This window comes from Hyphomonas sp. (assembly GCF_037969335.1).
In the GTDB taxonomy this organism is placed as follows: domain Bacteria; phylum Pseudomonadota; class Alphaproteobacteria; order Caulobacterales; family Hyphomonadaceae; genus Hyphomonas.
In genome coordinates, this window is record NZ_JBBKXE010000216.1 from 22737 (window position 1) to 34874 (window position 12138).

The 12138-nt window shown below is 62.1% G+C and carries 12 protein-coding genes; 1 reads left to right on the forward strand and 11 read right to left on the reverse strand.

The annotated features are described in order from the left end of the window. Nucleotides 1-3: 3 nt before the first annotated feature. From era to rpoZ, 7 genes are read right to left on the reverse strand one after another with little or no spacing between them, the layout of a single operon-like run. Nucleotides 4-951 carry a GTPase Era gene (era, locus tag AADA04_RS15945; protein ID WP_340694270.1) on the reverse strand — a complete coding sequence of 316 codons (948 nt, stop codon included), beginning with the start codon at nt 949-951 and terminating at the stop codon, nt 4-6. Next, nucleotides 948-1703 carry a ribonuclease III gene (gene rnc, locus AADA04_RS15950; protein WP_340694271.1) on the reverse strand — a complete coding sequence of 252 codons (756 nt, stop codon included), beginning with the start codon at nt 1701-1703 and terminating at the stop codon, nt 948-950. Before rnc ends, era begins: the two co-directional genes overlap by 4 nt. Continuing rightward, nucleotides 1700-2107 (reverse strand): holo-ACP synthase, encoded by a 408-nt coding sequence (gene acpS / locus AADA04_RS15955; RefSeq protein ID WP_340694272.1) that lies wholly within the window; start codon nt 2105-2107, stop codon nt 1700-1702. The genes rnc and acpS overlap by 4 nt, the downstream gene beginning before the upstream one ends. Further along, nucleotides 2104-2847 (reverse strand): pyridoxine 5'-phosphate synthase, encoded by a 744-nt coding sequence (locus AADA04_RS15960; RefSeq protein ID WP_340694273.1) that lies wholly within the window; start codon nt 2845-2847, stop codon nt 2104-2106. Before AADA04_RS15960 ends, acpS begins: the two co-directional genes overlap by 4 nt. Beyond that, a complete protein-coding gene (gene pyrE / locus AADA04_RS15965) occupies nt 2847-3428 on the reverse strand; it encodes an orotate phosphoribosyltransferase (protein ID WP_340694274.1) in 582 nt (193 codons plus the stop codon). Before pyrE ends, AADA04_RS15960 begins: the two co-directional genes overlap by 1 nt. Further along, the gene (locus AADA04_RS15970) at nt 3418-5682 is read right to left on the reverse strand and encodes a bifunctional (p)ppGpp synthetase/guanosine-3',5'-bis(diphosphate) 3'-pyrophosphohydrolase (protein ID WP_340694275.1); all 2265 of its coding nucleotides are present in this window, start codon (nt 5680-5682) and stop codon (nt 3418-3420) included. Before AADA04_RS15970 ends, pyrE begins: the two co-directional genes overlap by 11 nt. An 8-nt stretch (nt 5683-5690) precedes the next feature. Then, nucleotides 5691-6041: a DNA-directed RNA polymerase subunit omega gene (rpoZ, locus tag AADA04_RS15975; RefSeq protein ID WP_340694276.1), complete on the reverse strand. Its 351-nt coding sequence runs from the start codon at nt 6039-6041 to the stop codon at nt 5691-5693. 156 nt (nt 6042-6197) lie between these two features. Between rpoZ and AADA04_RS15980 the strand changes: the two genes are divergently transcribed. Then, on the forward strand, nt 6198-6770 hold the full coding sequence (locus tag AADA04_RS15980) for an NYN domain-containing protein (protein WP_340694277.1): 573 nt from the start codon (nt 6198-6200) through the stop codon (nt 6768-6770). A gap of 174 nt (nt 6771-6944) precedes the next feature. Here AADA04_RS15980 and AADA04_RS15985 read toward each other — a convergent pair whose 3' ends face one another. From AADA04_RS15985 to AADA04_RS16000, 4 genes are all read right to left on the reverse strand, one after another. Continuing rightward, nucleotides 6945-7292 (reverse strand): hypothetical protein, encoded by a 348-nt coding sequence (locus AADA04_RS15985; RefSeq protein ID WP_340694278.1) that lies wholly within the window; start codon nt 7290-7292, stop codon nt 6945-6947. Between the two features lie 53 nt (nt 7293-7345). Continuing rightward, the gene (locus AADA04_RS15990) at nt 7346-8917 is read right to left on the reverse strand and encodes an acetolactate synthase large subunit (protein WP_340694279.1); all 1572 of its coding nucleotides are present in this window, start codon (nt 8915-8917) and stop codon (nt 7346-7348) included. Between the two features lie 255 nt (nt 8918-9172). Further along, nucleotides 9173-11044, reverse strand: coding sequence for a feruloyl-CoA synthase (locus tag AADA04_RS15995; RefSeq protein ID WP_340694280.1), 1872 nt, complete (start codon nt 11042-11044; stop codon nt 9173-9175). Continuing rightward, complete coding sequence (locus AADA04_RS16000) at nt 11041-11823, reverse strand: ion transporter (protein ID WP_340694281.1); 783 nt, start codon at nt 11821-11823, stop codon at nt 11041-11043. The genes AADA04_RS15995 and AADA04_RS16000 overlap by 4 nt, the downstream gene beginning before the upstream one ends. Between the last annotated feature and the right edge of the window lie 315 nt (nt 11824-12138).

Genomic DNA, 12138 nt, shown 5'->3' on the forward strand with positions numbered 1-12138 from the left:
CCCCTAAACATCAAACTCCAGGCCGATGCCGGAATAGGAGTCGCGCCGTTCCTGCCATTTTTCGTCCACTTTGACGAACAGGAACAGGTGCACGGGCCGGTCCAGCATTTCCATCAATTCCTTGCGGGCCATCCGCCCGATCTCCTTGATCGACGCGCCATTCTTGCCCAGCACCATGGCCTTGTGGCCCTCGCGCCCGACAATAATCACCTGCTGAATGCGAACGGACCCGTCCTTGCGTTCTTCCCAGCTCTCGGTTTCCACCATCAGCTGGTAGGGCAGTTCCTGGTGCATGCGCAGCAGCAGCTTTTCGCGCGTCACTTCGGCGGCGAGCAGGCGCATCGGCAGGTCGGCCGTCTGGTCGGGTGGGAACAGGGCCGTACCCGCGGGCATCCGGTCGGCAAGTGCGGCGGCCAGCCGGTCGACGCCATCGCCATTTTCAGCCGAGATCATGAATATCTCGTCGTAGACGCCCGAGTCGCTCAGTTCGCTCATCACGGGCAGGACCTGGTCATGCGGGAACAGGTCAATCTTGTTGAGCGCCAGGAAGGCGCGCTTTCCGGTCAGCTTGAGCTGCGCGATGACGCGGCGGTCATCGGCGATCGACATCTTCTGCGCGCCCGTCGCGCTGCCGGCCCGGTCTGCCACCCAGGCTGAGCTGTCGACCAGGTGCACGATGGCATCGGCGTCTGCCGCGCCGCTCCATGCCGCCTTGACCATGGCCCGATCGAGCCGGCGCTTGGCCACGAAGATGCCGGGCGTATCGACCAGCACGATTTGCGTATCGCCGACCTGCGCCACGCCGCGCACCGGGAAGCGCGTCGTCTGCACCTTGTGCGTGACGATGGCGACCTTGGCGCCGACCAGACGGTTGGTCAGTGTGGATTTCCCGGCATTCGGCGCGCCAATAATGGCGGCAAAGCCTGCGCGGTTGATCTCGGTTTCAGTCATGATGTTCCAGTCAGGGTGTTGAGCAGCAGGGCCGCTGCATTGCGCTCGGCGTCGCGTTTGGAGGATCCGGTGGCCGTGGCTTCGCCGTGCGGCGGCACCTGCACCTCTATCTCATAAAGCGGCTCATGGTCAGGGCCCGAACGGTTGACGACATGATATTTTGGCAGTGGCAGGCCCTGGCCCTGTGCCCATTCCTGCAGCAGGGTCTTTGGGTCACGGGTTTCCACAGGGGCTGACGAAAACTGGTGTGCCCAGCCCGCTTCCACGAATTTCCGGGCCGCAGACAGGCCACCGTCGAGATAGATCGCGCCGATAACCGCCTCGCACGCGTCGCCCATGGTGGACTCGCGCTCATTGCCGCCAGACGCAATTTCGCCGTCAGACAGGATGATGAATTCCTGCAGCTTGAAGTGCCGGAAGGCCTCGGCGCAAGCGCCCTTCTTGACGAACCGGTTGAGGCGCGGAGCCAGGTCGCCCTCGCTCTCGGTCTTGCGGCGTTCGATCAGGCGCTCGGCGATGAGCAGGTTCAGGACGCGGTCACCAAGGAATTCAAGGCGCTGGTTGGACAGCCGCACCGAGTCCGCCGACGCGATCGCACTCGGGTGCGTCAATGCCTGCACCAGCAATTGCCTGTCCTTGAAATGATAGCCGATCCGTTCCTGGATCGTCTTGACCTGGGCGTCCGAGAGGTTTGGAACACAGGCCTTGGCGGCGGCGCGCAGGCGGGTACGTTTGGGGCGGGCAGGCTTCATGGTGCGACCGGAATGGCTTCAATGATGACCTGGGCTTCCGCCCACGGATGGTCATCTGTAATTGTCAGGTGGATCACGGCCTCATGGCCCTCGGGAAGCAGGACAGCGAGACGCTTGGCCGCGCCGCCTGTCAGGGCCAGTGTCGGCTTGCCCGATGGCAGGTTCACGACGCCCAGATGGGTCCAGTGCACACCGCGCCTTGGTACGCCCGTGCCGAGTGCCTTGGCGCAGGCTTCTTTCGCGGCGAACCGCTTGGCATAGGTTTCTGCTGTCAGGCGGCGGCCTCGCGCCAGCGCAATTTCGGTTTCGGTAAAGACGCGCGTCTCGAACCGCTCACCAAAGCGGGCCAGTGTCTTCTCTATCCGCTCGATATTGCAGAGGTCATTGCCGATGCCGATGATCATGCCCGCGCCTCGTCCATCAGGCGACGCATCTCGCCGATGGCCGCCGGCAAGCCAATGAAGATCGCTTCGCCGACAATGAAATGGCCGATGTTCAGTTCGGTGATCTGCGGGATGGCCGCAACAGGCTTTACTGTGTCGAATGTCAGGCCGTGCCCGGCCTGCGGTTCTATTCCCATGCGCACGGCCTCTTCCGCGCAATTGCGGATGCGATCCAGTTCCAGCTCGGCTAGCTTGTCTTCGCCCGCCTGCATGAGCTCAACGAACCGGCCTGTGTGAAATTCGCAAATCTGCACACCCAGCGCCTGCGCTGCATGCAGCTGTACCATGTCGGGTTCGATGAAGAACGACACGCGGCTGCCATTCTTGTTCAGCTGACGCACAAAATGCGCGAGGTGATTATGCGCCCGCGCCGCGTCGAGTCCGCCTTCGGTCGTCAGTTCCGCGCGCTCTTCCGGCACGAACATCGCCGTCTCCGGCTTGAACCGCAGCGCGATGTCGAGCATTTCTTCGGTCGCCGCCATTTCCATATTGATCGGCAACGCCGTCGCTGTGCGGATTTCCACAAGGTCGTCATCGCGAATGTGCCGCCGGTCTTCGCGCAGGTGCAGCGTGATCCCGTCGGCGCCCGCTTCGGTCGCCATCAGGGCCGCACGCATCGGATCAGGATGCTTGCCGCCACGCGCATTCCGAATCGTCGCCACATGGTCGATATTCACGCCGAGGCGTATACGTCCTGCCATCAGGCAAGGCCTCGCGATCCAGGCTTCACGGCTTCCATCGCCGCGAGTTCCGGCGGCAGGTCATCGGCGGCATAGTCTGGGAAATCCACAGCAGCCAGCGACACCAGTTCACAGCCCACGTCCGCCTTGCCATTCGACCGGTCGATAATGCACGCTCCGCCCACGACTTCGCCGGGCAGCTTGTCCAGCGCCTCGACCGTCTCGCGGAAGGACAGGCCGGTTGTCACGATATCCTCGGCGATCAGAACGCGTTCGCCTTCGGCAATCGAAAACCCGCGCCGAAAGGCCAGCTTCCCGTCAACGCGCTCAGCGAAGATCGCCCGCGCCTTCAGGTGCCGCGCCAGCTCGTAGCCCGGGATGATCCCGCCGACAGCCGGTCCGGCCACAACGTCGATCTTCCCGAATGTTGCGGTGAGCTTCTCCGCCAGCGCCTTGCACAGGCGCTCGGACAGGTCCGGCTGCGAAAAGACCAGGGCCTTTTGCAGGAAGACCGGGCTGCGCCGCCCGGACGACAGGATGAAGTGCCCTTCAAGCAAGGCACCGGCCTCGCGAAACACTGCCAGCACGTCTTCACTCGTCATCTTCAACCTCCTGATCGCGCACCGCCCGGTCCACTACGGCCAGTGATCGGAGCGCTGCAAGTATCTGCGTCAGGCGCTTGAGGTCTTCAACCTCGATCTCCATCACCACTTCAGTAAAATCCGTCCCGCGTTCGGTGGTTGCGATCCGGATGATGTTGCCATTCGCCTGCGCCACGGCCGTGCACAGCTTTGCCAGCACGCCTTTCTCATTGGCGGCATTGACCCGAATACGCGCCACGGCCACCGCGCCTGTCTTGGCCAGCTCGGTCCATTTGAGGTCGACCCACAATTCCGGATGGTCGTCATACTCGGCCAGTTTCACGCAACTCGCGACATGCACGACGAGGCCCTTTTCCGGTTCCCGTACACCCATGATCCGGTCACCCGGCAGAGGGCAGCAGCACTGGCCAAGATGCAGCGTCACGCCCGGCATCAGATCCTCGCCTGACACGAGCAAAGGCGCATGCGTGCTATCGAGCCGCATCTTGTTGTCATCGTCGAATCGTTCCGCCCGATAGCCCGGGAATGCCGCCTCCATGATGTCGGACGACGAAATGCGTCCTCGCCCGACGGCCTCGGCCATCTCTTCCCGGCTCTCGAATCCGGCAAGTTGGGCGGTGTGAGTCATTTTCACGTCGATCGGGTCGATTCCGGCCCGGCGCAAGGCCTGGTTGATCAGGCCTACGCCGAGGCGGCGGAACTCGATCTGGTCGCGCTCGCGCACCAGCCGGCGGATGGCAGAGCGCGCCCGCCCGGTTATCGTCATCGCTTCCCAGCCAACAACCGGGGCGGCGGCCTTGCCGCGCAGGATTTCGACGACATCGCCATTCTTCAAAGGACGGCGCAGAGATTTCACTTCGCCATTGATCCGGGCACCGATTGCCGTGTCCCCCACGGCCGAGTGCACGGCATAGGCAAAGTCTAGTGGCATCGCGCCCGCCGGCAAGATGATCAGTTTGCCCTTCGGACTGAACGCGAACACATGCTCGCGATACATTTCCAGCTTGGCGTGCTCAAGGAACTCGCTCGGGTCGCCGCCATCCTGGAGCAGTTCGGCAAAGGCTTCCAAATTGGCTGTCGGATCAAGGCCCGCCGCACGCGCCGAATCGACGTCAAACCCGTACGACTTGTTCTTGTAACCCCAGTGCGCCGCCACGCCGAACTCGGCGGTCCGGTCCATCGCCTCGGTCCGAATCTGCAGCTCCACGCGGCGATTGCCGGAAGCGCGCACGGTCGTGTGCAGCGAAGCATAGCCGTTCGGCTTCGGTACCGAGATATAGTCGCGAAACCGGTCCGGGATACAGGCCCACAGCGTATGGACTTCGCCGAGCACACGGTAACACGTATCGACATCGCTCACGATGATCCGGAATGCGAACAGGTCAGCCACATCGCGGAACGAAATCGACTTGCGTTCCAGCTTGCGCCACAAGGAATAGGGCTGTTTCCTGCGACCCTTGATCTTGGCCTCAATGCCCGCGATGTCCATCAACTGGCGCAGGTCGTCATCAATGCGCTGGAGATCGTCGGCGTTTTCGGCTGCCAGTTCTTCCTGACGGTACAGGATCGCGCGGCGCGCCTCGGGGTTCAATTCCTCGAAGGCGAGGTCTTCCATCTCGGCGGCCAGCGAGTACAGGCCGACACGGCGGGCCAGCGGTGCATAAATGTCCATCGTCTCGCGCGCCGTACGCTCGCGGCTTTCGGGCTTCTTGCGGTGATGCAGCGTGCGCATATTGTGCAGCCGGTCGGCCAGCTTCACCAACAGCACGCGCAAGTCGCTCGTCGTTGCCAGGATGAATTTCTGGAAGTTCTCGGCCTGCGCCGATTCCTTGGAGGTAAATTCCAGCGCGTCGAGTTTGGTGACGCCATCGACCAGTTCGGCAACATCTGCGCCGAAGCGCACCTCGATATCGCCAATGTCGATCTTGGTGTCTTCCACGACGTCGTGGAGCAGGCCCGCAACAATGGTCACCTCATCGAGGCGCACATCGGCCAGCAGGCTCGCGACTTCCACGGGGTGGGAATAATAGGCATCGCCGGAATCGCGTGTCTGGGTCCCGTGATGCAGCTTGGCAAAATCATAAGCGGCGCCAAGCAGCTCGGATTTCACGCGCGGGTGATACGCGCGCACTTTCGCGATCAGCTCCTCGCGCGACAGCACGTGCCGGGGCTCAGCCTGATTTTCGGTCGAATCTGTCGTGCCAGCTGCCTCGCCAGCCCCTTTGTCCGTCGCGGAAAGGGCGCTGCCGTCCATGGAGCCTCCTAGAGTCGGTCGTCGCGCCCGGACTCGATTTCAGCCTGATAGGCACGCATGACGTCGTCTTCGGTGGCGGCAGGGCCGGACAGGAGCGCGAGGCGATCGGCTTCGCGTTCGCTTTCTTCGCTCGGCCGCACTTCCTGCAGGTTCGAGATCATGGCCTCTTTCACGACTTTCAGGTCGATCGTTTCGTCGGCGATCTCGCGCAGCGAAACGACTGGATCCTTGTCATTGTCGCGATCGATCGTGAGCGGCGAGCCTTCACGGATCATGCGGGCACGATGCGAAGCGAGCAGGACAAGCTCGAAACGGTTCGGCACTTTCTGGATGCAGTCTTCGACGGTCACACGGGCCATAGGGGCAATCTCCTTGAAGCTGCCCCTTATATGCAGTGCAGCAAGCTGGCGCAACCCAGCTATTGCGCCATAAACGCAGCCTGAGTATGCCAGTTATATAAGATAATTCGGCGTTCTTATTAGCCGCAAGCTTAAAACACTCGAGGAATAAAGCCAATGGCCTTTTACAAGGACGAGCGTCTGGCCCTGTTTATTGATGGTGCAAACCTCTATTCAGCCGCCCGCGCCGTGGGGCTCGAGATCGATTTTCGCAAGCTTTTGAAGGAATTCCAGGGCAAAGGCCGCCTCCTCCGGGCCAATTACTACACCGCACTGGTGGAAACCGACGAATACAGCCCGATCCGCCCGCTGGTCGATTGGCTCGCCTATAATGGCTACAACGTCATCAAGAAGCCCGCCCGGGAATTCACCGACCGGGAGGGCCGCAAACGCGTCCGGGGCAGCATGGACGTGGAACTCGCCATCGACATGCTCGAAACCGCCCGGAACATCGACCATATCGTCCTGTTCAGCGGTAATGGCGACTTCCGGCGCGCCGTCGAGGCCGTGAAGGCACGAGGCGTTCGCGTCTCTGTCGTGTCGACAGTCGCGTCCAATCCCCCGATGATTTCAGACGACCTGCGCCGCGAAGCGGACCATTTCATCGACCTTGAAGACCTTGGCGAACTCATCGCCCGCCCCCAACGAGACTTTTCAGAGGACGAACACGGCGGCGATGACGAGGACTAGGCATACCCTGCCCCAAGACCTCGAATTGTCCCAAACCTGATTCCATCCGGCGCGACCTGATTGATAATCATCGGGCCAGATGCATGCGCCTTGGTGTGACACCCGTTCACGTTTTTCGAAACAAGCCGGATGGCGTAAGCCAATCTGGAATGTCCTGCCGACAGATGTGATGGGCTAGCGTCGGCGATCAGGCCTGACATACACCACGCCCGGTCGACGCCAGGCCTCAACGACCGTGACGAGCCCCCAAACCCAATTGGCAACCAACACCAGCACACCGATACCACTGACGGGGATGAGGAGGATGCCTACCGGAATCAGGCAGAGCTGGATGATCGCGGTGCCGATACGGCCGACGAAGATGGTGCCGAGTCCCGGAACGAAGAAGTTCAGGATGAACGCTATGAACTTGAACGTCCCCTTGGTCGCGCCGACGGCCACGCGGCCTGCCATTTGACCGACGCCCGGCTTCTGTGTGATCGACTGGTCTCTCTCATATTCGTTCGGCGGATAAGTGCTCATGAACCATATGTGGCCCTGTTAACCCTGGCGTTCAATGCCACCGCCTGACGAGGCTAGCGCGCAGGCACGTGCGCCGCGATCAGTTGCGGCCCCTCCGCCGCGAATGCGCGCTCAAGCGCCGCGTCGAAGGCCTCGGCCGTATCGACCGCCACCGCCGGTACGCCCATGCTTTGGGACAGGGCTACCCAGTCGATCTCCGGTCGGTCCAGCTCCAGCATGCTCTTCGCCGTCGGGCCGGGATTTCCAGCGCCGGTCCGCGCCAGTTCGATGTTCAGGATGCGGTAGGAGTGGTTGACGAATACGACCGTCACCACGTTCGCGCCTTCGCGCGCCATACTCCACAGGGACTGGTTCGTGTACATCGCCGCGCCATCACCCGTCAGGCACAGAACCTTCTTGTCCTTTGCCGCCATGGCAGCGCCGAGCGCCAGCGGCATGCCCTGCCCGATGGCGCCACCGGTCAACATCATCCAGTCATGCGGCTTGGCCTTCTGCGTCATCAGGAAGGCCGGCAGGCCGTTGGACACGCCATCATCCGACACGAAGCTGCCTTCCGGCAGATGGCGGGCAATCGACTGGCCAACGCTTGCCGCGTTCAGCCCGCCACTCGGCATGCCTGGCTGTTGAAGCGCCGCAACCGGCGACGCCTCTTTCGCGCCCAGCGCATCGGCCAGTGCGGCGAGGATGGCTGCGCTGTCGCTTTCGGGCCCGCCAATAATCATTGTGGTGCAGCCCTCCGGCACCAGAACGCTCGGCTTGCCCGGATAAGCGAAGAACGCCACCGGCACCTGCGTGCCCGCCACCAGCATCAGGTCACAGCCTTCAAGATCGGCCATGGCGCCTTCGGCAAAATATTGCATCCGGTCCGGAATGAACCGCCCGGCCCCGCGTGCCTGACGCGGGAAGAAAGTATCTGTCATCACACGCACGCCGGCCGCCTTCAGCCGCGCTGCCGTCGCCAGACCCGCCTCTGTCAGCGCCGTGCCATTGATCAGGATCATCGGCTTTTCCGCAGCCCTGACGGCCTTCACCGCGGCCTCGACCTGTGCCGCATCCGGCGCCCGCAGCACCGGTCGCGTCCGTGTCTTGCCCGGCTTTCCGCCCTCCAGCCACGCCGTGTCCGCCGGAAGGATCAGCGCCGCCGGCCCCGACAGCGGCGACAGGCTCGCTTCCCAGGCCTCTGCCGCCAGTTCACCGGCCGATTGCACCTTGTCCGCCGATTTGATCCAGACCGAGTTCGGCCCGGCCATGCCCCTGATGTCGGACGTCAGCGGCGCATCATAACGCTGATGCGGCACAGCATGATCCCCGATCACGTTGACCATCGGCGTCCAGGCCCGGCGTGCATTGTGGATGTTGGCCCCGCCATTCAGGTAGCCCGCGCCAAGATGCAGCAAGGTCATCGCCGGTCCGCCAGTGACCCGCGCATGGCCATCCGCCGCGCCCGTCGCGACACCTTCAAAAAGGCAAAGCACGGAATGGATACGCGGCTCATGATCAAGCGCAGTCACCAGATGCATTTCCGACGTGCCCGGATTGGCGAAGCAGGCGGAGACGCCATGGTCGGCGAGCGTGGAGACAAGAGCTTCGGCACCGGTCATATTGCGTTCAGGTTCAGTGGTCATTGATGGTCCGGCCCTCGATTGTTTAAGCGCCTGTGTAGCGCGTTCGCAGAGAGGGTCAAAGCGGGATGGATCGCGAGACTTCCGGAGCAGATTCGACGTTTACACCGACAGCTTCGCGATCCACCCGCCAGCCAAAGGGGATCTGGCTGGAGCCGCCATTGGTGGACATGCAGCCCCGCAGGTAATCTTAAGTACAGATTGAGTAGATTTCATCAAAAATCTGGCGTTTCGAGCCAATTTACCTGAATATACTTTTCAACAACTGATGAAAATAACGTCTGAGTCAGGTGAATCCGAGTAAAGTCGGTCAACCTGATCCTTGCGCAGGTCCAGCGTCCGGCCCTGGTTCATGTAACCCTTCTCGGTGATTTCGCCCGCGTCTGCTTGCGGCGGCGTCTCCTGCAACAGGATTCGCGCGATTCGCGCCGACGCCTTGGGGTGCGCCGCATTGTGCGCCAGCAGCCCCTCTTTCACCGCCGCCATGACCTTCGGATGATGCGCCAGTTCCGCCAGAGGCAGAGGCGCGCCAACCAGTCGCTGGCACCACGCCTCGTTGAGGAAGCCCAGCAGGCATATCTCGTCCCGGTTGAGGCCGCACACGACCGCGTCCGACAGCGCCCCGCCCGTTGCTGCCACCGCCTGCACACGCACCGTGCCGGCCGACACCCAGGTCCCGCTCGCGAGCTTGAATTCCTCCGCCGTACGGCCATCGAATGCGAGGCCCTTTTCCGGATGGTCCGGGTCGACGAAGCGCACAGCATCGCCCAGCCGGTAATATCCTTCGTCGTCGAAAGCGGCCGCCGTCTGCGCGGGATTGCGGTAATAGCCCGGCGTCACGTTGACCCCTTTTACCCGCAGTTCCAACTTTCCGGCATTCGGCACCAGCTTGAACGTGTTCCCCGGCAATGGCAGGCCGATCAAGCCCATCACGTCGTTTGGCCAGTGGACGTTCGACGCAGTGGGCGACGTCTCCGTCGCGCCATAACCGGCCGACAGCGAAATCCGCTCTCCCGTCACGCGCACGGCCACCGCCTGGATTCGCTCATAGATGTCCTGCCCCATCGCAGCGCCACCATAGGCCATGCAGACAATTCGCTTGAAGAAGGACTGCGCAAGTTCGTCATCGCGCTCCAGCTCCGTCGCCAAGGCCGCCCACGCGGCTGGCACGGTCGTGTGCTGCGTCGTCGAAATTTCCTTCATATTGCGGATCATCTCGGGCAGGCGAGCCGGTGTCGGCGCCCCCTGGTCGAGATACAGCGTGCCGCCCCAGTCGAGCATGTTGTGCAGGATGGAATGGGCGCCGTAGGTATGGCTCCACGGCAGGAAGTTGCACATCACCTGTGGTCCACCCGTGATGGCGTCCAGCTTTTCCTCGTCCCAGACCGACCGGATCATCTTGGCATTCGCCGCAACCATGCCATGCAGGTTGATCACCGCCTTCGGCTCTCCTGTGGAGCCGGACGTGAGCATGTATTTCGCGACCGTATCAGGCTTCAGCGCCGCATAGGCTGCGTCGACCGCATCAGTCGGCTCCTTGGCAAAGCGACCGATATTGACGCAGTCACACCCCTTTGGCTCGTGACGGCTGTAGAGCACCAGCCGGTTGCCCACGCCCATGCCATCAAGGCCGCGCTGGTATTCGGCGCCGTCCTCGACATAGATGAATTTCGGCTGGGTCAGCTGGTCGATATATTTGAGCCGCGCAAAATCATTGCTGAGAAGGGCATAGGCGGGTGTCACGGGCACGACGGGGCTGCCCGCCCACATCGCCGCATACATGACCAGCGCATGGTCAATCGTATTCGTCGACAGGATCATCACCGGCGCATCCGGGCCGGCACCGGCATCGATGAATCCCTGGGCGAGCCGCCTGACACGCTCCAGCCCTTCACCGTAAGTCATCTCGCGCCAGCCGTCGGATTGCGGATCTTCCGGCACGCGTTCGGCCAGCCATATCCGGTCCGGCGCCTCTGCTGCCCACTTGACCAGCGGTGCCAGAAGGTGCGGTGGAGAGGGCTTCAACGGCTGGCCGTTGTTCAGGTAAATCGTGCCGTCCGGGCGACGGTCGACATCCAGCTTCAGCGGCAGATAAGGCACGTCGCGGAAGGGAAGGTGTGAGGTACTCATGTCAGGCCTTTTGTCTGGATATGAATCACGCCGCCGCAATGCTTGCAATGGACGGCGTCGGGGTCGTGCATGGTCAGGCCGCAGGTTTCGCACTCCTGCTCCACCTTGTCGGTCGGCCGCAATATGGCCCGCACCAGGCGCAGGAACAGCGTCAGCCCCAACACCATGATGATAATGGCAATGATCTTGCCGCTCTCGCCCACCAGCAGCACGTCGCCATAGCCCGTCGTGGTCAGGCTGGTGACAGTAAAATAGAGCGCGTCGAGATAGGAATTGATGCCGTCATTGATCCGCACCTGCGAGACATAGACCAGTGCCGCCATGATGAAGACGAACACGATCAGGTTGGTCACGCGGTCGATCACCTGTTCATGCTGCTGCACGAAGCCCCACATTTTCCCGGCGCGCTTGATAAAGGTGAAAGCCCGGATTGCCCGTACAGCCCGGAGGACGCGCAGGAAGGCCAGGTTCGCCACAAGCAGCGGCGCGAACATGGTGATCACGACGATCAGATCCGCCCAGGGCAGGAACCGCATCAGGAACTTGCGTTTCGACTTGGCAATGTAGAACCTGGCGACCAGGTCGAACAGGATCACGGCGCCGATCACATAGTCGATGATGTAGTGATGTGGCCCCCGCTCCGCGAAGGGCGCCAGCAGGAAATAGATGATCGTCGCGAAATCGAAGATCAGCATGGCCCAGCGGAAGCTGAACGGCCCGCGCCCATGCCCCTCGTAGAGCCAGAACAGCCCCCGGTTCAAACCTTTGCGGTCGCTCAAGACAACTCCTCGAAAATTCCCATTGCCAAGCGCGAGCCTATCCCTGTGATCTATGTCTCATTCTGCATGAGCGCTTCACGAAAAGCAAAGTCGCACGCCAGCCAGACTGCAGATGCCGATTAGTGCGACCGGCCAAATAACGCACAATTTCGGGTCCAGGCCTCGTGGCATGAACGGCTTGACCTAAAGGCATGTGCAAATCACGATGAAATCATCACTCAGCGACGAGACACGGCATATGCGAAACGACGGCTTCCTCTCTCACATGAAGATCATGCTCGCTGCGTCGGCTGTCGCACTCGCGCCAGCCTGTGG